Origin of the sequence: Pectobacterium colocasium (assembly GCF_020181655.1) — a bacterium.
In the GTDB taxonomy this organism is placed as follows: Bacteria; Pseudomonadota; Gammaproteobacteria; order Enterobacterales; family Enterobacteriaceae; genus Pectobacterium; species Pectobacterium colocasium.
Genome location: NZ_CP084032.1, coordinates 4,009,618 through 4,033,621, shown reverse-complemented (window position 1 = coordinate 4,033,621; position 24,004 = coordinate 4,009,618). Strand labels below are relative to the sequence as shown.

The window sequence follows — 24,004 nt, the reverse complement described above, 5'->3', positions numbered from 1 at the left end:
CGCTTCACGCCGTTACTTCTTATTACGACTGGTTTTACTGGTACCCTCTCCGGCCAGTGAAGCCAGTCGTTCTAATATCTTTCTGAGTTTTTCCGGGCTGTTTCCTGCTAACGTCCTCAATGTTTCCGCACTTTGTTCGCTCAACTGACGCAGCGGTTTGTCATCGACATTTTCCGTCGCTGAAATGTCACTATTTTTCACGATTTCATGCCCTTTTGCGGCAAGCGTTGGATTAATCCTGATGTCGATTGAAGCCAATGATGGTAGTATTTGTGCGCGTAAGGCAGAGAGCAGCGCAGGTTGTTCGTAACGTAACCGCATCAGCCAACTGGCGTTGGCGGTTTCCAGTATCAGTAAACCTTGCCGGTAGTTAGCGACGCGGCACCATGGGTGCAACGGTGCAGGCAGTAATCCGCGTACGGCACGGTTGAGTTTTAATAAGGCGATAGCGCGCTGTTGCACATCTCGTAACGGGCCTTTACCCGACGTGGATGCGCTATCAAACAGAAATTCCAGTGATTGTGGGCGGCTATCACGCATAGACCTGGCTCCGGTGGATGTTAACTCGTGATTGGTATTCTAAATCGTTGGCGACAATTTGGCAGACGTTATTTCTGGCCGCATCTCTTATTGGGGATGGTCGCGGCGAGTCTTGGTCTGCCGACAAGTCTGAACGAATCACAGGATATCACCTCACTCCCTAATTCGACCTCCAGCGTCAGCCGCCAAAATAACGTATCGCTGAGCCTCACCGACTTGGTGTCGTTAAAGGAAGCGCATCGGCGCTCGTCCTACAGCGTTGATTACTGGCATCAGCATGCGATTCGTACGGTAATTCGCCACCTTTCTTTTGCGTTGACGACACCGCAGACGGTCAATGCACAGCAGGTTGACGATCTGCAACCCCATTCTCTGGTTTTGCTGGATACGCTCAACGCGCTGTTAACCCAAGATTCTCAATATCCTTTTGTGATTTCCCCCCACGCTGGGCGAGTCACTTTCTATCCTCAGGCACATCATCAAATTGGCATCTGGCTTGCCCAAATTCGCGGCATCCGTGCAGGGCCATACCTTCTCAGCTGAACGTGTAATGGATAATTAGCTGAAGAAATTTCTCTCGTTTTTCACTGAGTTTCTCAGTTTTTCGATGTTGTGTTGCCACTGGATACGTGGCACTTGTGAGATTAAAAACTATTATGGTCATGAATATCCTAACCAAAATTTTTGGTAGTCGTAACGATCGTACGCTGCGCCGTATGCGTAAAAACGTCGATGTCATCAATCGCTTAGAACCTGAAATGGAAAAGCTGTCGAATGAGGAACTGCAAGCGAAAACGCTGGAGTTTCGTGTTCGTCTGGAAAAAGGTGAGTCTCTGGAGAACTTGTTGCCGGAAGCCTTCGCAGTAGTACGTGAATCCAGTAAACGTGTATTTGGCATGCGTCACTTCGATGTACAGCTTATCGGCGGTATGGTACTGAACGAGCGTTGCATTGCGGAGATGCGTACCGGTGAAGGTAAAACACTGACGGCAACGTTGCCTGCTTACTTGAATGCGCTGACGGGCCGTGGCGTACACGTGGTGACCGTGAACGATTATCTGGCACAGCGTGATGCCGAAAATAACCGCCCGTTGTTTGAATTCCTTGGCCTGAGCGTTGGTATCAACCTGCCGGGGATGCCTGCTCCTGCGAAGCGTGAAGCCTATGCCGCAGACATTACTTACGGTACCAATAACGAATACGGTTTTGACTACCTGCGCGACAACATGGCGTTCAGCCCAGAAGAGCGCGTGCAGCGTAAATTGTACTACGCGCTGGTGGATGAGGTTGACTCCATCCTGATCGATGAAGCGCGTACGCCACTGATCATTTCCGGTCCGGCTGAAGATAGCTCCGAACTGTATATCAGCGTCAATAAAATTATTCCTCACCTGATCCGTCAGGAGAAAGAGGATTCAGATACCTTCCACGGTGAAGGTCACTTCTCTGTTGATGAAAAAGCGCGTCAGGTTAACCTCACCGAGCGTGGTCTGGTTCTGGTCGAAGAACTGCTGGTGAAAGAAGGCATTATGGAAGAGGGAGAATCACTGTACTCCCCAACGAACATTATGCTGATGCACCATGTAACCGCCGCACTGCGTGCGCATGTGCTGTTTACCCGCGATGTCGATTACATTGTGAAAGACGGTGAAGTGATCATCGTTGACGAGCACACGGGCCGTACCATGCAGGGGCGTCGCTGGTCCGACGGCTTGCATCAGGCGGTGGAAGCAAAAGAGAAGGTAACGATTCAGAATGAAAACCAGACGCTGGCTTCCATTACCTTCCAGAACTATTTCCGCCTGTATGAAAAATTGGCGGGTATGACCGGTACGGCAGATACTGAAGCGTTCGAGTTCAGCTCTATTTACAAGCTGGATACGATTGTGGTGCCGACCAACCGTCCGATGATTCGTAAAGATTTACCTGATTTGGTCTATATGACCGAGCAGGAAAAAATCGATGCCATCATTGAAGATATCAAAGAGCGTTCAGCAAAAGGTCAGCCGATTTTGGTCGGTACGATCTCCATCGAGAAATCGGAAGTGGTTTCTCATGCGCTGGAAAAAGCGGGTATCAAACATAATGTGTTGAACGCGAAATTCCACGCCATGGAAGCTGATATCGTTGCTCAGGCGGGTCAGGCTGGCGCGGTGACCATCGCGACCAACATGGCCGGTCGTGGTACGGATATTGTCTTGGGCGGTAGCTGGCAGGCGGAAGTGGCGCTTCTGGAAAACCCGAGTGACGAGCAAATTGCAGAAATCAAAGCGGCCTGGAAAGTGCGTCACGATGCTGTATTAGCTGCGGGTGGTTTGCACATTATCGGTACGGAGCGCCATGAGTCTCGTCGTATCGATAACCAACTGCGTGGTCGTTCTGGTCGTCAGGGGGATGCGGGTTCATCACGTTTCTATCTGTCGATGGAAGATGCGCTGATGCGTATTTTTGCCTCCGATCGCGTTTCTAACATGATGCGTAAGCTGGGCATGAAGCCAGGTGAAGCCATTGAGCACCCGTGGGTCACGAAGGCGATTGCTAACGCTCAGCGTAAAGTAGAAAGCCGTAACTTTGATATTCGTAAGCAATTGCTGGAATACGATGATGTGGCAAACGATCAGCGTCGTGCGATCTATACGCAGCGTAACGAGTTGTTGGATGTATCTGATATCAGTGAAACCATCACCAGCATTCGTGAAGATGTGTTCAAAGCGACGATCGACAGCTACATTCCACCGGAATCTCTGGAAGAAATGTGGGATGTCGAAGGACTGGAACAACGTCTGAAGAACGATTTCGATCTGGATATGCCGATCAAGGCGTGGCTGGATAAAGAGCCCGAGCTGCATGAAGAAACGCTGCGTGAGCGTATTTTCCAGCAGGCGCTTGAGGTTTATCATCGTAAAGAAGACGTGGTTGGCGTTGAAGTTATGCGCAACTTCGAGAAAGGCGTGATGTTGCAGACGCTGGACTCCTTGTGGAAAGAGCATCTGGCGGCAATGGATTACCTGCGTCAGGGCATCCATCTGCGTGGCTATGCACAGAAAGATCCGAAACAAGAATATAAGCGTGAGTCGTTCTCCATGTTTGCCGCGATGCTGGAATCACTGAAATATGAAGTGATCAGCACGCTGAGCAAAGTCCAGGTGAGAATGCCGGAAGAGATCGAAGCGCTGGAGCAGCAGCGCCGTGAAGAAGCCGAACGTTTGGCACGGCAGCAACAGCTGAGCCATCAGGAAGAAGACAGTCTGAATACGGGTTCACCGGCGCAGGCGGATCGTAAAATTGGACGTAACGATCCTTGCCCATGTGGTTCAGGCAAGAAATATAAGCAGTGCCACGGCCGCTTACAGAAATAATTGACCGCTGAAATCAGCGAATAAAATGTGATAAGTGCAAAAGAAAGGCGGTCATTGACCGCCTTTTACTTGATAAGAACCTGATAGGAAGTGTCATGACGCAAAAACAGTTATCCGTCGCGGTAGGCATCATTCGCAATGCGGAACAGCAATACTTCATTGCTCGTCGCCCAGATGGCGTTCACATGGCAGGGATGTGGGAATTTCCCGGCGGTAAAATTGAAGAGGGAGAAACGCCAGCACAGGCGCTGATTCGTGAACTGTGTGAAGAAACGGGCATCGATGCTGTCGCGCTCCAACCGCTAAACGACAAAACATTTTCTACGCCAGAAAGAATCATTACGCTTCATTTCTTCCTGGTTGAAACATGGCAGGGGGAACCCTATGGTCGGGAAGGGCAGGAATCTCGCTGGGTGAGCGTAGAAGAATTACGTGAGGAAGAATTTCCGCCAGCGAATGCGGAGATGATCCGCTGGCTGAAATCGTTTTAAGCGGCTTTACTTTTGCCTGTCTGAAAATCCCTGCCTGAAAACTATAGTGGCGAAACGTGGTTGTTACCGCGTTTCGCTCCAGTCTTCACTATCAGAAACCATATCATCACTGGGGATGCGCTTTTCTTCATCAGCCCATTCACCTAAATCGATGAGCTGACAACGCTTACTGCAAAACGGGCGATAGAGGCTGGTTTCATCCCAGACGACCGCCTGTTTGCAGGTTGGGCACTTCACCGTCGTAATTTCTGTTGTCATAAGGTTCTTTTCACTCTATTTGATACGTAATCCATACCTGATGCTTAACACATTTTGTCTGTCGGTGACGCTGGGGTTAGCAGCAGGCCAGCTCAAAGGTTAAACGAGGAGGAATGTGGCCGTTTTCGCTATCTAATGGTAGAAAACGGATGGCATAGCGTGTTTTATGGCCAGATATTTGCGGGTAGAGCTGATGTGCCTGTTCAAGACGCAAGCGCAGCAGATCGGCATCGGAAGCATTGTCTTGAAAGAAACCATTCAGGCTGATTTGCGGGCGAAACGTACCGGAGTGGCGGATCAGTTCCAGGATCATATCCAACGCGTGTTTAAGCGGAGATAGCGAACCAAGCCAGCCAGAAACCAGCTTCTCACGAAGTTCCTGGGGCTGATGCAACCAGCTATGCAGCGTCGGTAAGTCGAAACTGCAACACCCGCCGGGAATACCGAGCCGCTGGCGTACCATGCCAATCAGGCGATCTTCCCGTAAGAATTGCCCCATCCGCGGTGCCGCCATCAGCGTGCTGGCCAGATCTTTCAACTGGCGTCTCAACGTATGGATGCGTTCCATGTCTACGCCCGGCACATCACTCCATTGCAGCAGTTTTTGCTGTTGTCGCTCTAGTTCCTTCAGCAGTTCGGTACGCACATCTCCACGTTCCAGCACATCAAGCAGCTCGGCGATAGCACGAAAAAATGTCAGCGCGCTTCCCATATCGGTCAGGCAGTGGTTTTGATGCAGCTGCTGCAATAATGATTCGATACGCAACCAGGTACGTGTTTTTTCGTTCAGCGGGTATTCGAATAAAATGGTTGAGGAAGCGTCACTCATTCTTAGTCATCCTGTCGGCTGCGGAGGCGGCTAGCTCAAGGTAATGGCGGTGTAATCCCGCAACCTGTGACGCCAGCTCGCTTGGGCATCGACTGTTGTCAATAATATCATCGGCATAAGCCAGGCGCTGTTCTCGGGTTGCCTGTGCTGCCAGTATGTTTTCTGCTTGCTGCCGACTGATGCTATCGCGAGCCAGCGTGCGTTCAAGCTGTGTCTCTCTGTCTACATCAACGACCAGAATACGCTGCGCTCGCTGTTGTAAACCGTTCTCCACCAGCAGGGGGACGACCCATAGAATATACGGTGCGGATGCCGCCTGAAACTGGGCCTGTGTTTCCTGATGGATCAACGGATGGAGTAAATTATTCAGCCACTGTTTCTCCTCTGGCGAGGAAAAAATCCGTTGGCGTAGTGCGGTGCGATTCAATGAACCATCGATATTGAGTATAGCGTCGCCAAACCGGAGCCTGATGGCATCCAGCGCGGGTTTCCCAGGCTCGACTACCTGACGCGCGATGATATCCGCGTCAACGATAGTGGCCCCTAATTTGGCAAATTCATCGGCTACGGTACTTTTGCCGCTGCCGATACCGCCCGTTAAGGCTACGATGTATGTCATTGCACCCGTGTTGAAAAGTTAACATTGCTACTATTTTCAAGGGGGGAGGAATACCTTCCCGCTCCTCTAAAGCCAATCAGGCATCAACCGCAGTTTGTTTCACGCTATCACGTTGCTCGGCGATAGGTAAATTTCTCTGATTTTATCCCAAATAAAGTGAAAATCGCAGTCTTGCCGCAGGATTATTCCTGCGTATGATAACGTCACTGGTAAAGGGCATTATTTTTTTCACTCAGCAGCAATACTGAGTATTCCGCCGTCACTCACCAGGAGCTCGAACCTCATGCGTATTGAAGAAGATTTAAAGTTAGGCTTTAAAGACGTTCTCATCCGGCCAAAGCGTTCGACGCTGAAAAGCCGCTCCGACGTTGAACTGGAACGTCAATTCACCTTCCTCCATGCCGGGGGCAACTGGTCCGGTGTACCAATTATCGCAGCTAATATGGACACTGTGGGTACGTTTAGCATGGCGGAAGCACTGGCCTCTTTTGATGTTCTGACTGCCGTTCATAAACACTATTCTGTCGAGCAATGGTCCCAGTTCGTGCAACGCGTACCGGCATCGGTGCTGCGTCATGTTATGGTCTCGACCGGGACGTCTGACGCTGACTTCATCAAGTTAAAGCAGATTCTGGCACTGTCATCCGAGCTGAAATTTATCTGTATTGATGTGGCAAATGGCTACTCTGAACACTTTGTGACCTTCCTGCAAAAAGCGCGTGAGGCTTGCCCAGACAAGGTTATCTGTGCAGGAAACGTCGTGACCGGCGAAATGGTGGAAGAACTGATCCTCTCCGGCGCTGACATCGTGAAAGTTGGTATTGGCCCCGGTTCTGTCTGTACGACGCGCGTTAAAACAGGGGTTGGCTATCCTCAACTTTCCGCAGTGATTGAATGCGCCGATGCGGCACATGGTCTTGGTGGACAAATCGTGAGCGATGGCGGCTGCGCCATGCCGGGCGATGTCGCGAAAGCATTTGGCGGCGGAGCCGATTTCGTCATGTTGGGCGGTATGCTGGCAGGGCACGATGAATGTGAAGGCACCATCGTCGAAGAAAACGGCGAGAAAATGATGTTGTTTTACGGCATGAGCTCTGCGTCCGCGATGGAGCGCCATGTTGGCGGCGTAGCGGAGTACCGGGCTGCGGAAGGAAAAACCGTGAAATTGCCCCTGCGCGGTCCGGTAGACAATACCGTGCGCGATATTCTTGGCGGCCTGCGTTCTGCCTGTACCTATGTTGGTGCATCCCGTTTGAAAGAGCTGACGAAGCGTACGACGTTTATCCGCGTGGCTGAGCAGGAAAACCGTATTTTCAACGGGTAGCTGCTGTTTCGCGCCGTCTTTCTGCCGCTAACGGTAGCGGGTACGGTGTAGCGTAGCTTGTCGCTTTTTGGTGCCGTATTGGTCGGTTCAAGCTCCGGCCAATACATTCCCCAGTTGGAAGATAGGCAAATACATGCCAACCACCAGCGCCCCAACCATTCCCCCTACGACCATCATCAGCAGTGGTTCCAGCGTTTGGGTCAGCATATCGGCCTGCTGTTGTACCCGTCCTTCATGCCATTCTGCCAGTTGCATAAAGATCGCATCCAGCGCTCCGGTTTCTTCCCCAACCCGAATCAACTGTGGACAGGGTGCAGGGAACAACGTGGCGTGATGCTGTGTGGCATGATATAGCGATGTGCCCTGATGCAGCTGCGCCTGCATCTGTTGAATCGCATCCTGATAAAGTGGATGACGGATTGTCGCGGCGGCATCCAGCCCTTCAGTCAGCGTCAAACCGGCCTGTTGTGTCATAGCGAGAATATTGAATATCTGGTTCAGCGACTTACCACGTAACAGACTGGATACGATGGGAAGCTTCAGCAGCCATTCTTGTTCTCTGGTTTTCCATAAGGGTCTTTTCTGCCTTAAACGGACATATCCCGCGATCAGGCTACTAAGAGAAAGCAACCCAATTAATCCGTAGCTTGTGATGACTTCTGACAGAGAAAGCAACTGTCGAGTAAACCACGGTAACGGTGTATCAAATGAGGAGTAGAGCGTCGCGAATTCGGGTAGAACCAGTGTTAACATCATCATGCTGACCAGCACAGCGATTGCCAAAACAAAGCAGGGATAGCGTAGTGCTTTGATGACTTTCTGTTGCAGTCTGGACTGCTTCTCTTGCTGTTGCGCCAACTGTAGGCAGCACACGTCCAGCTTCCCGGTCAACTCGCCGACGGCAATAAGGGAACGATACAGAACGGGAAAGATATGCGGGTATTCCTGTAACGCCTCAGAGAACGAATTTCCCTGCGCAACACGGGTTCGGATATCCCGTAATACACAGCGCCAACCGGGGCGCTCATGTTGTTCCGATACCAGTTTTAGGGCGTCCAGCAGCGGCAATCCGGCTTGTAGCAGGGCTGCAAGCTGTTTGATTAACTCGCCTAGCTGTTCGCGCTTCCAATAGCGGCTCGACAGATAATGGCCTGCCTTTACGATGAGCGGCTGGTAGCCTTGGGTTATCAGGCTTGCATAGGCATGCTGGCGTTGTGTGCTAATGAGTTCGCCATCGATAAACTCACCTTCGGACGTAATAGCCTGCCAGTGATATAAACGCGCTAGCCGCATTGTACCTCCTGATTCATGGCGTACTCATCGCCCACAACACGATAAACTTCAGCGAGTGAGGTTAGGCCGTCATTGACCCGTTCAAGCCCTGCGGCCAGCAACGTTGGGAAACCAGAATGGCGAGCCAGTGCCGATAATTCCCCTGCGCTGGCGTTGCCTGCTAACGCTGACTGAAAATCCGGCGTGATGGGCAGTAATTCATAGATCGCGACTCGACCATAGTAGCCAGAGAAACAGTGGCTACAGCCGCGGGCTTGCCAATGGTGCAGTGGCCCTTGCCATACGTCGTTTGGCAGTGAAAGGATCGGCTCTCCCAGCGTTTTGCAGTGCGGGCATAACCGACGTACAAGGCGTTGTGCGATGATGAGTTTTAATGCCGCGGCTAACAGATAACCGGGGATGCCCAGATGACTGAGGCGGGTCAGCGTTTCTACGGCAGAATTGGTATGCAATGTGGACATGACCAGATGGCCGGTTTGTGCCGCTTTTACTGCAATTTCTGCGGTTTCGACATCGCGGATTTCGCCGATCATAATCACGTCTGGATCCTGTCGCAGCAGCGCACGTAATACTCGGCCAAACCCCAACTCGGCTTTAGGATTGATTGCCGTTTGGTTGATGCCCTGCAAAGGGATCTCGACGGGATCTTCTACGCTACAGATATTGCGGCTGCACTCGTTCAGCCAGCGTATCGCGCTGTAAAGCGTGACGGTTTTTCCACTGCCTGTCGGACCCGTGACTAACAGCATCCCCTGTGAGGCGCTCAGTACGTTAATCACCTGCTGTAATGCTTTTGCGGTAAGCCCGAGTTTATCCAGCACCAGCTCCTGCTGGTGTGTTTGCAAAATACGCAACACGACTTTTTCTCCCTGCTGCACAGGGAGCGTAGCGATACGCAACGAGTAGGCTTGTTGATCCAGCATCAGGCTGAACTGGCCATCTTGCGGTAACCGCCGTTCGGCGATGTTCAACTTGCCCATGATTTTTAGCCGCGCGGTAATACGGTTTGTCAGTTCAGGAGGTGGGGCGGAGATGGCTTGTAGCACGCCATCAATGCGTAGCCGCACGCGATAGCTGTCCGGTAACGGTTCAAAGTGAATATCAGAGGCGCGCCGTTGAACGGCGAGACGCAGTGTTTGATGGATAAATTGTGCCACGGGGGAGTCGTCGCCATGATCCTGCTGCCCGCTGCTGCTGTTATGAGTACTGAAATTGTGATAAGTGCTGGCATGGTAGGTTTCTGCTGGCTCGGCAACGGCGTTCACGGGGTTAAGCTGCTGTTCCATTCTGGCCTGTGGCCATTGCTCCACCATAATGCGGCGATTGCTGGCGAAACGCAGCGCGGCAATCATCTCCTCGGAAGGAGACATTGTGACGGCGACCGACAGCGTTTGGTCATCAAGACTAAGCAATAATGCCTGATAACGTCGGCACAGCGTCTGTAGCTCGCTGAGCGTATGCTCGGAGGAGAAGGATGAGTCTGTCATGATTAACCTGCTGTGTTATCGAAACGGAAAACGTCCTGGCAGGCGGATTGCAGGCTCTCTGCGCCGCCATCTGTGGCGCAGTTTTTCGTCCAGCGTGAAGCGCCAGTTTCGGTATCCCACGTTGGCGTCAGAATAACGCGCAGCCCTTGCAGAGTGGATTGTCCGGTGAGCGTAATCACCCCTTGGGCGACGCTAACGGCGCTGACATAGCGTGAGGATTTGCTCCCAGGAATGCCCTGGTTACCTGCGTTGCAGGCCGTAAAGCCGGCATTTTCCAGACCGCAGAGATCGACCGGTGTTTTGTAAGACACCATGGTTTGCAGCATGTCCGTCAGCGCTGCTTTTTGCAGATAGCCTTGATAGGCGGGGACGCCAATCGCGCTGAGGATGGCGACGATCGCAATGACGATCATCAGCTCAATCAGTGTGAATCCTTGTTGTGTTGTCATGTTGATTTCCCTGTTGTTGCATATAAATTTTTTGGCAAACAAATCCATACGGATAGCCGGCAGCATAGAAAAGGGCGTGATGTCTGACGAGTGGGGAAAATCAAAACAGGAAAGCGCTCCGACGTGTTTTTAGCGATTTGCAGAACGTTGAAAAATTTTTGCGGGCAGATACGCAATTTTCGTTCTATCAGCAAAAAACGTTTGCGCAGAGCAGGACGTTTTCATTATTACGATGGTGGGAAGAATGGAGATTCATTCAGTCGCGAGAACGAGGTGCGAGAGGGCACCTCGTCGGAAGAAAAAGAAGAACGATTAGATAAAGCGCATGGATAAATCGAGTGCCTGCACGTGCTTGGTCAATGCTCCCACCGAGATATAGTCCACGCCGGTTTCTGCATAGCCACGCAGCGTGTCGAGGGTGACATTACCGGATATCTCCAGCAGTGCGCGGCTTTGTGTGATGTTAACGGCTTCCCGGATGTTATCCAGACTGAAATTATCCAGCATGATGATATCAGCACCCGCTTCCAGCGCCTGCTGTAACTCATCCAGCGATTCGACCTCAACCTCTACCGGGACATCACCGCGCAGAGACTGGGCTTTTTCTACTGCATTTTTGATGGAGCCAGCAGCGATGATATGGTTTTCCTTGATCAGGAACGCATCGGATAGGCCGAGCCGATGGTTGTCGCCGCCGCCGCATGAGACGGCGTATTTCAGCGCGGTGCGCAGCCCCGGCAGCGTTTTGCGGGTGTCCAGCAATCGGGTGTGTGTTCCCTGCAATACCGCGACATAGCGGCTGACTTCCGTTGCGACGCCAGACAGCGTTTGCAGGAAATTCAGTGCCGTGCGTTCGCCAGTCAGAAGCTGTTTGGCTGGCCCCGTAATGTCACACAGCGTTTGGTTGGGGACGATAGCGTCGCCGTCGACGACGTGCCAGGTAATGGTTGTCGTGTCGCCCAATTGAGAAAAGACTTCCTCAAGCCAGCGCGCACCGCAGAATATACCCGCTTCACGCGTGATAATGCGTGCGCTGACGGTCTCGTTATCGGGTAACAGAAGTGCGGTAATGTCTTGATTAGCATCGACGATGCCACCTAAATCTTCACGCAATGCCAGTTGCACACTGGCGGGGATATCTTGTGCAATACGAGCGAGCAAGGCCTGTTGGCGTTGTTCCTGACTGTAGCGACGCGTTGACATGACAAAACTCCGAAGGGGGATTCGGAGGTCTATGCTACCTTGTTTATATCAGGACATCCAGAATGAATAATTATTACAATTCAATCTGTTACTGTTATTTTTCGGCGGCCATCGCGGGTCGCCGGAAAGAGAAGGTGATTTTAGAAGTTGTAACCGACGACCAGATAGTAACCCCAGCCGGTAGATTTCACCTGGCTGACAGGGTATGACGAGTATAAGAGCGGACAAGAAAGCGGCGTGAGCATCACAAAATGAACGGTAAAATCTATTGATACTCTGTTGAATAGATAGGATGGCGCTAAACATGGTATCTTGGATACAAGGGCTTTTGGGCTACCCTGGTTTATTACGTTAGAAATGTTTATTACGCTAGAAATGCGCTTTTACGCCTCATTCAGCCGGCAAACGATACGATGCGAGGTTATCGCCGATGCTTTTGGAAAATGGCTGGTTATCTGACATTACACACACGCCTTCACCGCATTATGATGGTCGCCCGAATAATGAGGTGCCTTCCTTACTGGTGATCCACAATATCAGTTTGCCGCCCGGTGAGTTTGGTGGTCCCTATATTGATCAACTGTTTACGGCGACGTTAGATCCCACCGCGCATCCCTATTTCGCCGATATTTCCCATCTACGTGTTGCGGCGCACTGCCTGATACGCCGTGACGGACAAATCACACAATATGTGTCGTTCGATCAGCGCGCCTGGCACGCTGGTGCTTCGGTGTTTGAAGGCCGCGAACGCTGTAATGATTTTTCTATTGGTATTGAGCTGGAAGGGACGGATACGCTGCCTTTTACCCTGGAGCAATATCACTCGCTGGTGGCGATTACACGTCTATTAATGCGGACTTACCCCATCACGCTATCGCGCATTACCGGACATAGCGACATCGCTCCGGGCCGTAAAACCGATCCCGGCCCAGCATTTGACTGGGACGGCTATCATCGTCAGCTACAAGAACATTGGACAGAAACAAAGGGAGCCTAGATTAATGACGCTGTTTACACTGTTGCTTACGCTGGCCTGGGAGCGCTTGTTCAAACAGGGGGAACACTGGCAGATCGATCATCGGCTTGAGGTCGTATTCCGGCACGTTCCATCCCCGTCTTTATTTCAAACGCTGTTTCTGACGTTGTGCAGTATGGGCATCGTGGCTGGCCTGCTGTGGCTCACCAGCGGCATTCTGTTCGGCTTGATTTCTCTTCTGCTGTGGATTGTTATCAGCCTGATGTGTATTGGCGCAGGCGATATTCGCCAGCACTATCGACGCTATTTACAGGCAGCGCAGCGTGGCGAGGCGGATGCCAGCCGGGAAATGGCGGCGGAACTGGCGTTGATTCACGGTCTGCCCGTTGGCACGGGGGAAAGCGAGCAGTTGAAAGAACTGCAAAACGCGCTGCTGTGGATAAATTTCCGCTTTTATTTGGCCCCATTGTTCTGGTTCATCGCGGCTGGGCCATATGGGCCGATTGCGCTGATGGGATATGCATTTTTACGTGCCAGACAGACCTGGCTTGCTCGCCATCACACCCCGTTGGAACGTGCGCAATCTGGTGTGGATAGCTTGCTGCATTGGCTTGACTGGATTCCTGTGCGTTTGGCTGGTGCCGCTTACGCTTTGCTGGGGCACGGTGAAAAAGCGCTGCCTGCCTGGTTCGCTTCGCTGGGGGATTTTCGCAGTTCGCAATATTGGGTACTCACTCAACTGGCGCAATTTTCTCTGGCGCGTGAACCTCATATTGAGCCTGTCGAAACGCCCAAAGCCGCCGTGACGCTGGCTAAAAAGGTGACGTTGGTGCTGGTAGTGGTGGTCGCGATTCTGACGATATACGGTGCGCTGGTGTGATTTCTAACCGTTTGCCAGAGATAAAAATGGCCGACAAACGTCGGCCATGAAAACGGAGGCGGTGAACGTGGAAATATGTTACTTCGCCTGATTTTTCTTTTTGATAAAGTAGCCCACGCCCAGAATAACCAGCCAGACGGGAATCAGTAGAACGGAAATCTGAATGCCCGGCGTCAGGAACATAATGACCAGTATGCCGGCCAGGAACAGCAGGCAGAGGTAGTTACCCAATGGGTAAAACAGCGCCTTAAACTTGGTCACCGTACCTTCTTTGTCCTTTTGTGCACGGAACTTCAGGTGCGCCAGACTGATCATCGCCCAGTTAATCACAAGAGCGGACACAACCAGCGCCATCAGCAGTTCGAAGGCTTTACCTGGAATAAGGTAGTTAATCAGCACGCACAGTGCTGTCGCCAACGCGGAGATCCCGATAGCAACAACTGGCACACCGCGACGATCGACAGTTTTCAGTACTTTCGGCCCATTACCCTGTTTCGCCAGACCGAACAGCATACGGCTATTGCAGTACACACAGCTGTTGTAAACGGACAGCGCGGCGGTCAGTACTACGATATTCAGCACCGTCGCCACGACGTTACTGTTCAGTTCATGGAAGATCATCACGAACGGGCTACCGCCTTCTACAACCTTGCCCCATGGGTAAAGCGACAGCAGGATAGCGAGCGAACCGATGTAGAAAATCAGGATGCGGTAGATTACCTGATTGGTCGCGCGTGGAATGCTTTTCTCTGGGTCATCCGCTTCTGCTGCGGTGATCCCCACCAGTTCCAGCCCGCCAAATGAGAACATGATAACGGCCATCGCCATCACCAGACCGAGCACGCCGTTCGGGAAGAATCCGCCCTGCGCCCAGAGGTTGGTCACGGTGGCCTCTGGCCCGCCTGTACCGCTGAGCAACAGCCAGCCACCGAAGACGATCATGCCAATAATCGCGGCGACTTTGATGATGGCAAACCAGAACTCCATCTCACCGTAGACTTTGACGTTTGCCAGATTGATGGCGTTAATCAGCAGGAAGAACACGGCAGCGGACACCCAGGTTGGAATGTCTGGCCACCAGTACTGGACGTAAATTCCTACGGCGCTGAGTTCGGCCATGGCGACCAGAACATACAGCACCCAGTAGTTCCATCCTGATGCGAATCCCGCGAAATCGCCCCAGTATTTATAAGCAAAGTGGCTGAACGATCCGGCTACCGGCTCTTCAACCACCATTTCGCCCAACTGGCGCATAATGAGAAACGCGATCAGCCCGCCAATCGCATAGCCTAGCAGAACCGATGGCCCAGCCATTTTGATTGTTTGCGCAATACCAAGAAAGAGGCCAGTACCTACCGCGCCACCCAAGGCAATCAACTGAATATGACGGTTTTTCAAACCACGTTTTAGCGTGCCGTCTGTTTGTTGATCATCCATCAAATTTAACCCTCTGCCAGTGCAGTAAAAAATACGGTGTGAACGAGCACGCGTATTAGTGACTGTACGTTTGTGTAATTTTATTTTTACGGAGTGGTATTTCTTAAAATAAGAAAATATCTACCGTTTGCCAGAGAATAGTGGTAAGTGCGCAAAATTGCACTGATTTCTTGTTGCCTGATAATTAAAAACTATCGCTACATCAAAATTTTTACCGTTTCCAGATTAAGTCCCTGACTACGAGAGAATGGGTAGGAAATGGTGTGTTTGATACCTCTTTGGTTTTACTCCTTTTTATTATCTCTTTATCCCTGCGGTAAAAACGGTGCTGACCAGGGTGAGGGCTGGCGGGTAATTTCTTTTTTTAAAGAATAAAAATTCTTATTTTTTGAATTAAAATTCATTGTTTACGCATTTAAACGGTTCAGCAATGCCTGCTTCACGTTTCAAAAAAGTTAAAATATAGACAGAGGGGATTAATGGTAATACCACAGGTGGGCTATCACTTTGCCGCAGGTTTCTCGTGCATTTGTTAAAATCTGGTGGGATTGGTGATTTAGCTCAAGGTCCTTATGGACAGAAGGTGAATACTTTGTTACTTTAGCGTCACGTTTTTTAAATTGGTATTACCAATTGACTCCGCGCCATTCGCAGAGAAGAATTCATTATGGCATACAGCAAGATCCGTCAGCCCAAACTGTCAGATGTGATTGAGCAACAGTTGGAGTTTCTGATACTTGAGGGAACCTTGCGCCCCGGCGAGAAGCTCCCACCGGAGCGCGAACTGGCAAAACAGTTCGATGTTTCCCGCCCTTCTCTGAGAGAAGCCATTCAACGCCTGGAAGCCAAAGGTCTCCTTTTGCGCCGTCAGGGTGGTGGTACCTTCGTTCAAGCCAATCTATGGCAAAGCGTCAGCGATCCGCTGGCAGAATTACTGAGCACACATCCCGAATCACAGTTCGATCTTCTGGAAACGCGTCATGCGCTGGAAGGCATTGCTGCCTACTACGCTGCACTGCGTGGCACAGAGTCGGACCTGCAACGTATCCGGGATTGTCATGCCGTGATTGAGAAGGCGAGGGAAGCGGGCGATCTGAACGCCGAGTCAGAAGCCGTTATGCAGTATCAGGTTGCTGTAACAGAAGCCACGCATAATGTGGTTTTGCTGCATTTGGTGCGCTGTATGGGGCCGATGCTCGAACAGAACGTGAGGCAGAATTTTGAATTGCTTTATTTGAGCCGTGAAGTGTTGGCTCAGGTTAGCATTCATCGCGCCAGCATTTTTGAGGCGATTGTTGCCCGTGAGCCAGAGAAGGCGCGCGAAGCATCACACCGTCATCTGGCGTTTATTGAGGAAGTATTGCTGGATCTTAACCGGGAACATAGTCGGCGCGAGAGATCGCTGCGTCGGCTCCAGCAACGCAAGGACTGAGCCCCCGTATTTTGGTGCTCTGAATGCGGCAATCACGACGATGAGCCTGTCTTCATGCGTTTTGCTTATGGCTACCTTAAGCCAGAATGCAGGAAGACAGGCTCCAACAAACCAACTTATTAGAGAAGATAAGGAATAACCATGTCAGATCGTTTAAATAATGACGTGGATCCGATCGAAACCCGCGACTGGCTGCAGGCGATCGAATCGGTCATCCGTGAAGAGGGTGTTGAACGCGCCCAGTTCCTGATTGATCAGGTTCTGAGTGAAGCACGTAAAGGCGGTGTCAGCGTTGCTGCTGGTACGGCTGCACGTCAATACATCAACACCATCGCAGTGGAAGACGAGCCGGAGTACCCTGGTAATCTGGATCTGGAACGTCGTATTCGCTCAGCAATCCGCTGGAACGCGATCATGACGGTACTGCGTGCTTCGAAAAAAGATCTGGATCTGGGTGGCCACATGGCTTCTTTCCAGTCTTCCGCCACTTTCTATGAAGTGTGCTTTAACCACTTCTTCCGTGCTCGCACTGCTCAGGACGGCGGCGACCTGGTCTACTTCCAGGGCCACATTTCTCCGGGCGTTTACGCTCGTGCCTTCCTTGAAGGCCGTCTGACCGAAGACCAGATGAACAACTTCCGTCAGGAAGTTCACGGTAACGGTCTGTCTTCTTATCCGCACCCGAAACTGATGCCGGACTTCTGGCAGTTCCCGACCGTTTCTATGGGGCTGGGCCCGATTGGTGCTATCTACCAGGCTAAATTCCTGAAATATCTGGAAAACCGTGGTCTGAAAGATACCTCTAAGCAAACCGTTTATGCTTTCCTGGGCGACGGTGAAATGGACGAACCAGAATCCAAGGGTGCGATCACTATCGCGACCCGTGAAAAACTGGACAACCTGGTGTTCGTCATCAACTGTAACCTGCAACGTCTGGATGGCCCAGTTACCGGTAATGGTAAGATCATCAACGAGCTGGAAGGTATCTTCAGCGGCGCTGGCTGGGATGTGATCAAAGTCATGTGGGGCGACCGTTGGGACGAACTGCTGCGTAAAGACACCAGCGGTAAACTGATCCAACTGATGGAAGAAACCGTCGACGGTGACTACCAGACCTTCAAATCTAAAAACGGTGCCTATGTGCGTGAGCACTTCTTCGGTAAATACCCGGAGACGGCAGAACTGGTTAAAGACTGGACCGACGATCAGATTTGGTCACTGAACCGTGGTGGTCACGATCCGAAGAAAGTCTACGCTGCACTGAAAAAAGCGCAGGACACCAAAGGCAAACCAACCGTTATTCTGGCGCATACCATTAAAGGTTACGGTATGGGCGACGCGGCTGAAGGTAAGAACATCGCTCACCAGGTTAAGAAAGTTAACATGGATGGCGTGCGTTACTTCCGCGACCGCTTCAACGTGCCAGTGTCTGATGATGACATCGAAAAACTGCCATACATCACTTTCGATAAAGAGTCTGAAGAATACAAATACCTGCACGAGCGCCGCCAGGCGTTGGGTGGCTACCTGCCGTCTCGTCAGCCGAACTTTGATGAGAAACTGGATCTGCCAACGCTGGAAGATTTCAGCACCCTGCTGGAAGAGCAGAACAAAGAAATCTCTACCACTATCGCATTTGTTCGTGCCCTGAACGTGATGCTGAAGAACCAATCTATCAAAGATCGTCTGGTTCCAATCATCGCTGACGAAGCGCGTACCTTCGGTATGGAAGGCCTGTTCCGCCAGATCGGTATTTATAGCCCGAAAGGCCAGCAGTACACCCCGCAGGACCGTGAGCAGGTTGCTTACTACAAAGAAGACCAGAAAGGTCAGATTCTGCAGGAAGGTATCAACGAACTGGGCGCAGGCTCATCCTGGCTGGCTGCTGCAACGTCTTACAGCACCAACAACCTGCCAATGATCCCGTTCTACATCTACTACTCCATGTTCGGTTTCCAACGTATTGGCGACCTGTGCTGGGCAGCGGGTGACCAACAGGCGCGTGGCTTCCTGATCGGTGGTACTTCAGGTCGTACGACGCTGAACGGCGAAGGTCTGCAGCACGAAGATGGCCACAGCCACATTCAGTCGCTGACCATCCCGAACTGTATCTCCTACGATCCAGCATTCGCCTATGAAGTCGCGGTAATCATGCATGACGGTCTGCACCGCATGTACGGTGAAGCGCAGGAAAACATTTACTACTACATCACCACGCTGAACGAAAACTACCACATGCCTGCGATGCCGCAGGGTGCGGAAGAAGGTATCCGTAAGGGTATCTACAAGCTGGAAACGGTTGAAGGTAGCAAAGGTAAAGTGCAACTGCTGGGCTCCGGTTCTATCCTGCGTCACGTACGTGAAGCGGCTCAGATTCTGGCGACAGACTACGGCATCGGTTCTGACGTATTCAGCGTGACTTCCTTCACTGAACTGGCACGCGAAGGCCAGGATTGTGAGCGTTGGAACATGCTGCATCCGACCGAAACGCCACGCGTACCTTACGTAGCTCAGGTTCTGAGCGATGCGCCAGCGGTTGCATCTACTGACTACATGAAGCTGTTTGCTGAGCAAATCCGTAACTTCGTCCCGGCTAGCGATTATCGCGTACTGGGTACTGACGGTTTCGGTCGTTCTGACAGCCGTGAGAACCTGCGTCACCACTTCGAAGTGGATGCGTCTTACGTCGTGGTTGCGGCTCTGGGTGAACTGGCTAAACGCGGTGAAATCGATAAGAAAGTGGTTGCAGATGCCATCACTAAATTCAACATCGATGCAGATAAAGTTAACCCGCGTCTGGCATAAGAGGTAAAGATTACATGGCTATCGAAATCAACGTACCGGACATCGGTGCAGATGAAGTTGAAGTCACCGAAGTGCTGGTGAAGGTTGGCGACAAAGTTGAAGCTGAACAGTCGCTGATCACGGTTGAAGGTGATAAGGCTTCTATGGAAGTCCCTTCTCCGCAGGCTGGTGTCGTTAAAGAGATTAAAGTCTCTGTTGGCGACAAAGTTGAAACTGGCAAACTGATCATGATTTTCGATTCCGCCTACGGTGCAGCTGACGCTGCACCTGCTAAGGCAGAAGAGAAGAAAGAAGCGGCGCCGGCTGCTGCTGCACCTGCAGCAGCGGCTGCGAAAGACGTCAACGTACCAGATATCGGCGGTGACGAAGTCGAAGTGACCGAAGTGCTGGTTAAAGTAGGCGACACCGTTGCGGCTGAACAGTCTCTGATTACTGTAGAAGGCGACAAAGCGTCTATGGAAGTCCCGGCACCGTTCGCGGGTACGGTTAAAGAGATCAAGATCAGCACCGGCGATAAAGTGTCTACCGGTTCTCTGATCATGGTATTCGAAGTGGCGGGTGCTGCACCTGCTGCTGCTCCGGCACAAGCCGCGGCTCCAGCAGCAGCTGCGCCAGCGGCCTCTGCGGCGAAAGAAGTCAACGTACCGGATATCGGCGGTGACGAAGTCGAAGTGACTGAAGTGATGGTTAAAGTTGGCGATAAAATCGCGGCTGAGCAATCACTGATCACCGTTGAAGGTGACAAGGCTTCGATGGAAGTCCCTGCGCCATTCGCGGGTACGGTTAAAGAAATCAAAATCAGCACCGGCGATAAAGTGAAAACCGGTTCACTGATCATGGTCTTCGAAGTGGAAGGCGCTGCACCTGCGGCGGCGCCGGCTGCCAAGCAAGAAGCAGCGGCTGCACCAGCTCCAGCGGCAAAACCTGCTGCTGCACCAGCAGCGAAAGCTGAAGGCAAGAGCGACTTCGCTGAGAACGATGCTTACGTTCACGCCACGCCGGTTATCCGTCGTCTGGCACGTGAATTCGGCGTGAATCTGGCGAAAGTGAAGGGTTCTGGTCGTAAAGGCCGCATCCTGCGCGAAGACGTTCAGACTTACGTGAAAGATGCCGTGAAACGCGCTGAGTCTGCGCCTGCCGCTGGCGCTGCTACCGGTGGTTCTCTGCCGGGGCTGCTGCCGTGGCCGAAAGTCGATTTCAGCAAGTTTGGTGAAGTTGAAGAAGTGGAATTGGGTCGCATCCAGAAAATCTCTGGTGCCAACCTGAGCCGTAACTGGGTGGTGATCCCGCACGTTACGCACTTTGATAAAACGGATATCACCGATCTGGAAGCGTTCCGTAAACAGCAGAACGTGGAAGCTGAGAAGCGCAAACTGGATGTGAAAATCACCCCAGTTGTCTTCATCATGAAAGCCGTTGCTGCTGCTCTTGAGCAAATGCCACGTTTCAACAGTTCACTGTCTGAAGACGCTCAACGTCTGACGCTGAAGAAATACATCAACATCGGTGTTGCGGTTGATACCCCGAATGGCCTGGTGGTTCCAGTGTTCAAAGACGTGAACAAGAAAGGCATCATTGAGCTGTCTCGCGAACTGATGGCGATCTCCAAGAAAGCCCGTGACGGTAAGCTGACTGCTGGCGAAATGCAGGGCGGATGCTTCACCATCTCCAGCCTGGGCGGTATCGGGACTACGCACTTTGCGCCGATCGTCAACGCGCCTGAAGTGGCTATTTTGGGTGTGTCTAAGTCCGCGATGGAACCGGTCTGGAATGGTAAAGAGTTCACTCCGCGTCTGATGATGCCGATGTCTCTGTCCTTCGACCACCGTGTCATTGACGGTGCTGATGGTGCTCGCTTCATTACCATCATTAACAACACGTTGTCTGACATCCGCCGTCTGGTGATGTAATCGAAAAGCCGGCCTGACGGCCGGCTTTTTTCTGATAAGCTGTTATTTGTTACAGCGATCAGTGATTAAGGACAAATCGTTAGTCGCTTGTTGTTTCAAAATTGTTAACGATTTTGTAAACTACTGCGGCAAAGACACGTCCCGGTGGAAGAGGGCGTTATTAAGAATGCACCCTCAATCAGAATGATGACGGGTGTGACGTCACAGACCCGCCGGAAAACAATTAAGAGGTCATGATGAGTACTGAAATTAAAGCTCAGGTAGTGGTACTTGGTGCCGGCCCCGCGGGTTACTCTGCTGCATTCCGCGCGGCGGATTTGGGGCTGGAAACCGTACTGGTAGAGCGCTACTCCACGCTGGGTGGGGTGTGTCTGAATGTGGGTTGTATTCCTTCTAAAGCCCTGCTGCACGTCGCTAAAGTTATCGAAGAAGCCAAAGCGCTGGCGGAACACGGTATCGTGTTCGGTGAACCTAAAACCGACATTGATAAAATCCGTCTGTGGAAAGAAAAAGTTATCACCCAACTGACCGGTGGTCTGGCTGGCATGGCGAAAGGCCGTAAAGTTAAAGTGGTTAACGGTCTGGGCAAATTCACCGGTGCCAACACGCTGGAAGTTGACGGCGAAAACGGCAAAACGACGATCAACTTCGATAACGCGATTATCGCTGCGGGTTCACGTCCGATCCAACTGCCTTTCATTCCTCATGATGACCCACGCGTATGGGATTCTACCGATGCGCTGGAGCTGAAAAGCGTCCCTGGACGTCTGCTGGTTATGGGCGGCGGTATCATCGGTCTGGAAATGGGTACCGTTTACCACGCTCTGGGTTCACAGATCGATGTCGTTGAAATGTTCGATCAGGTGATTCCGGCAGCTGACAAAGACATCATCAAAGTCTTCACCAAGCGTATCAGCAAGCAGTTCAATCTGATGCTGGAAACCAAAGTGACGGCAGTAGAAGCCAAAGAAGACGGCATCTATGTGACGATGGAAGGCAAAAAAGCGCCTGCCGAACCACAGCGTTACGACGCGGTTCTGGTGGCTATCGGTCGCGTACCGAATGGCAAAAACCTGGATGCGGGCAAAGCGGGCGTGGAAGTTGACGATCGCGGTTTCATCCACGTTGATAAACAAATGCGCACCAACGTGCCACACATCTACGCTATCGGCGACATCGTCGGTCAACCGATGCTGGCGCACAAAGGCGTGCATGAAGGCCACGTTGCTGCCGAAGTGATCTCCGGTAAGAAACATTACTTCGATCCGAAAGTGATTCCTTCTATTGCCTATACCGAACCGGAAGTGGCGTGGGTGGGGCTGACTGAGAAAGAAGCGAAAGAGAAAGGCATCAGCTACGAAACCGCGACCTTCCCATGGGCAGCGTCTGGCCGTGCCATCGCCTCTGACTGCGCTGACGGTATGACCAAACTGATTTTCGACAAAGAAACTCACCGTGTTATCGGTGGTGCGATTGTCGGTACTAACGGTGGCGAACTGTTAGGTGAAATCGGTCTGGCGATCGAAATGGGCTGTGATGCAGAAGATATCGCATTGACTATCCATGCGCACCCAACGCTGCATGAGTCCGTTGGTCTGGCTGCTGAAATCTTTGAAGGTAGCATCACTGACCTGCCGAACCCGAAAGCTAAGAAGAAGTAAGTTCTCGTAGGTTCGATTAGCGTGAATTCAATCCGGCACCTTTTACAGGTGCCGGATTTTTTTTACGTATTGGATGCGGGAAATACCCTCGCGCAGAGGAAATCCACGAGTGCCCGCACTTTGGGCGACGGATGTTTGCTGGCAGGCCACAACACATGGAAGACGCCGTTGCGTTCCACATAGTCGGTCAGAATCGGTTGTAGATGGCCGCTGGCCAGCAGTTTATGAATGGAGAAGTCTGGCAGGTAGGCGATCCCCAGCCCTTGCAGTGCGAAGCAGAGGCGCGTTTCGATGTTGTTGCAGACCATCGAGGTAGGCAATGGCAACTCTGGCTCGCCGGGGGGAAGCCGCAGCGCCCACGGTTCCAGCTTGCCGCTGTTGGGAAAGCGATAGTGCAGGCAGGTGTGCTGCATCAAATCGGCAGGTTTCTGAGGCGTACCGTGCCGAATAAGGTAGTCCGGCGCGGCCACCACCATAAAACGAAAAGTGCCCAATTTACGTGCGGTGAGGCGTGAATCAACGGGGTCTCCTGTTCGTACCACGGCATCGAAACCTTCCTCAATGACGTCCACCATGCGGTCGGTGAAGTCCAGATCCAGTTCTATCTCGGGATACTCGCGCATGAACTCACCGAGTACGGGGAGCACCAGTGAACTGACCAACGGCAGGCTTACCCGCAGGCGTCCGCGTGGAACGGCGCTGGTCTGCGACAGTTCCAGTTCTGCGGCCTCGATTTCTGCCAGAATACGCCGGCTACGCGCCAGAAATAGTGATCCTTCAGCCGTCAGTGTGATGCTGCGCGTACTGCGGTGAAACAGCCTCACGCCCAGTTTTTCTTCGAGCCGTGCGACGCTTTTGCCTACCGCGGACGCGGACACGCCCAGTAGACGACCCGCAGCAACGAAGCTGCGCGTTTCGGCCACCTGTATAAACACCACAAAGCCGTTCAGGCTATCCATACACCCTCTCTCTATTGCGGACAATTTGTTCCGCATACCTAGGAACTGTATCCCACTTTTTCTTTAATGGGTGATTTTTTATCGTAGCGGGA

20 protein-coding genes are annotated in these 24,004 nt (G+C 51.9%); 10 read left to right on the top strand and 10 right to left on the bottom strand.

What is annotated here, in order from left to right; all coding sequences use genetic code 11:
* Window positions 1-12 precede the first annotated feature (12 nt).
* The gene (locus LCF41_RS18225; protein WP_225085779.1) at window positions 13-540 is read right to left on the bottom strand and encodes a DUF721 domain-containing protein; all 528 of its coding nucleotides are present in this window, start codon (window positions 538-540) and stop codon (window positions 13-15) included.
* Between the two features lie 27 nt (window positions 541-567).
* On the opposite strand from LCF41_RS18225, the gene secM reads away from it, so the two are divergent.
* The 3 genes from secM to mutT all read left to right on the top strand — a co-directional run bounded on the left by secM (window position 568) and on the right by mutT (window position 4,390).
* Window positions 568-1,083, top strand: coding sequence for a secA translation cis-regulator SecM (gene secM, locus LCF41_RS18220; protein WP_225085778.1), 516 nt, complete (start codon window positions 568-570; stop codon window positions 1,081-1,083).
* Window positions 1,084-1,196: 113 nt separating this feature from the next.
* On the top strand, window positions 1,197-3,899 hold the full coding sequence (gene secA, locus LCF41_RS18215) for a preprotein translocase subunit SecA (RefSeq protein ID WP_225088221.1): 2,703 nt from the start codon (window positions 1,197-1,199) through the stop codon (window positions 3,897-3,899).
* Window positions 3,900-3,994: 95 nt separating this feature from the next.
* Window positions 3,995-4,390: an 8-oxo-dGTP diphosphatase MutT gene (gene mutT / locus LCF41_RS18210; RefSeq protein ID WP_225085777.1), complete on the top strand. Its 396-nt coding sequence runs from the start codon at window positions 3,995-3,997 to the stop codon at window positions 4,388-4,390.
* A gap of 63 nt (window positions 4,391-4,453) precedes the next feature.
* On the opposite strand, the gene yacG is transcribed toward mutT, so the two are convergent.
* From yacG to coaE, 3 genes are all read right to left on the bottom strand, one after another.
* Entirely contained in the window at window positions 4,454-4,648 is a 195-nt protein-coding gene (gene yacG / locus LCF41_RS18205) for a DNA gyrase inhibitor YacG (RefSeq protein ID WP_225085776.1), read from the bottom strand.
* A gap of 76 nt (window positions 4,649-4,724) precedes the next feature.
* Window positions 4,725-5,477: a cell division protein ZapD gene (gene zapD / locus LCF41_RS18200; RefSeq protein WP_225085775.1), complete on the bottom strand. Its 753-nt coding sequence runs from the start codon at window positions 5,475-5,477 to the stop codon at window positions 4,725-4,727.
* Window positions 5,470-6,096, bottom strand: coding sequence for a dephospho-CoA kinase (gene coaE / locus LCF41_RS18195; protein ID WP_225085774.1), 627 nt, complete (start codon window positions 6,094-6,096; stop codon window positions 5,470-5,472). The genes zapD and coaE overlap by 8 nt, the downstream gene beginning before the upstream one ends.
* 283 nt (window positions 6,097-6,379) lie before the next feature.
* Here coaE and LCF41_RS18190 point away from each other — a divergent pair, with 283 nt between their 5' ends.
* The gene (locus tag LCF41_RS18190) at window positions 6,380-7,420 is read left to right on the top strand and encodes a GMP reductase (RefSeq protein ID WP_225085773.1); all 1,041 of its coding nucleotides are present in this window, start codon (window positions 6,380-6,382) and stop codon (window positions 7,418-7,420) included.
* A gap of 87 nt (window positions 7,421-7,507) precedes the next feature.
* Here the strand turns inward: LCF41_RS18190 and hofC are convergent, their stop codons facing one another.
* The 4 genes from hofC to nadC all read right to left on the bottom strand — a co-directional run bounded on the left by hofC (window position 7,508) and on the right by nadC (window position 11,852).
* A complete protein-coding gene (gene hofC / locus LCF41_RS18185) occupies window positions 7,508-8,713 on the bottom strand; it encodes a protein transport protein HofC (protein ID WP_225085772.1) in 1,206 nt (401 codons plus the stop codon).
* Complete coding sequence (gspE, locus tag LCF41_RS18180) at window positions 8,704-10,200, bottom strand: type II secretion system protein GspE (RefSeq protein ID WP_225085771.1); 1,497 nt, start codon at window positions 10,198-10,200, stop codon at window positions 8,704-8,706. Before gspE ends, hofC begins: the two co-directional genes overlap by 10 nt.
* Window positions 10,201-10,202: 2 nt before the next feature.
* Complete coding sequence (ppdD, locus tag LCF41_RS18175; RefSeq protein ID WP_225085770.1) at window positions 10,203-10,649, bottom strand: prepilin peptidase-dependent pilin; 447 nt, start codon at window positions 10,647-10,649, stop codon at window positions 10,203-10,205.
* 312 nt (window positions 10,650-10,961) lie between these two features.
* The gene (nadC, locus tag LCF41_RS18170) at window positions 10,962-11,852 is read right to left on the bottom strand and encodes a carboxylating nicotinate-nucleotide diphosphorylase (RefSeq protein ID WP_225085769.1); all 891 of its coding nucleotides are present in this window, start codon (window positions 11,850-11,852) and stop codon (window positions 10,962-10,964) included.
* A 430-nt stretch (window positions 11,853-12,282) separates the two neighbouring features.
* Between nadC and ampD the strand changes: the two genes are divergently transcribed.
* Together ampD and ampE are read left to right on the top strand one after the other, a co-directional pair.
* Window positions 12,283-12,849 (top strand): 1,6-anhydro-N-acetylmuramyl-L-alanine amidase AmpD, encoded by a 567-nt coding sequence (ampD, locus tag LCF41_RS18165; RefSeq protein ID WP_225085768.1) that lies wholly within the window; start codon window positions 12,283-12,285, stop codon window positions 12,847-12,849.
* Between the two features lie 4 nt (window positions 12,850-12,853).
* Entirely contained in the window at window positions 12,854-13,708 is an 855-nt protein-coding gene (gene ampE, locus LCF41_RS18160) for a beta-lactamase regulator AmpE (RefSeq protein WP_225085767.1), read from the top strand.
* 78 nt (window positions 13,709-13,786) lie between these two features.
* On the opposite strand, the gene LCF41_RS18155 is transcribed toward ampE, so the two are convergent.
* Window positions 13,787-15,145, bottom strand: a complete 1,359-nt coding sequence (locus tag LCF41_RS18155; protein ID WP_225085766.1) for an amino acid permease — start codon at window positions 15,143-15,145, stop codon at window positions 13,787-13,789.
* Window positions 15,146-15,812: 667 nt separating this feature from the next.
* On the opposite strand from LCF41_RS18155, the gene pdhR reads away from it, so the two are divergent.
* The 4 genes from pdhR (at window position 15,813) to lpdA (ending at window position 22,953) form a co-directional block, all read left to right on the top strand.
* Window positions 15,813-16,577, top strand: a complete 765-nt coding sequence (gene pdhR, locus LCF41_RS18150) for a pyruvate dehydrogenase complex transcriptional repressor PdhR (protein WP_015841704.1) — start codon at window positions 15,813-15,815, stop codon at window positions 16,575-16,577.
* A gap of 141 nt (window positions 16,578-16,718) precedes the next feature.
* Window positions 16,719-19,382: a pyruvate dehydrogenase (acetyl-transferring), homodimeric type gene (gene aceE / locus LCF41_RS18145; protein ID WP_225085765.1), complete on the top strand. Its 2,664-nt coding sequence runs from the start codon at window positions 16,719-16,721 to the stop codon at window positions 19,380-19,382.
* A 14-nt stretch (window positions 19,383-19,396) separates the two neighbouring features.
* Window positions 19,397-21,292: a pyruvate dehydrogenase complex dihydrolipoyllysine-residue acetyltransferase gene (gene aceF, locus LCF41_RS18140; protein WP_225085764.1), complete on the top strand. Its 1,896-nt coding sequence runs from the start codon at window positions 19,397-19,399 to the stop codon at window positions 21,290-21,292.
* A gap of 236 nt (window positions 21,293-21,528) precedes the next feature.
* A complete protein-coding gene (gene lpdA, locus LCF41_RS18135) occupies window positions 21,529-22,953 on the top strand; it encodes a dihydrolipoyl dehydrogenase (RefSeq protein WP_039278363.1) in 1,425 nt (474 codons plus the stop codon).
* A 62-nt stretch (window positions 22,954-23,015) separates the two neighbouring features.
* Here lpdA and LCF41_RS18130 read toward each other — a convergent pair whose 3' ends face one another.
* Window positions 23,016-23,912 carry a LysR family transcriptional regulator gene (locus LCF41_RS18130; RefSeq protein ID WP_225085763.1) on the bottom strand — a complete coding sequence of 299 codons (897 nt, stop codon included), beginning with the start codon at window positions 23,910-23,912 and terminating at the stop codon, window positions 23,016-23,018.
* Between the last annotated feature and the right edge of the window lie 92 nt (window positions 23,913-24,004).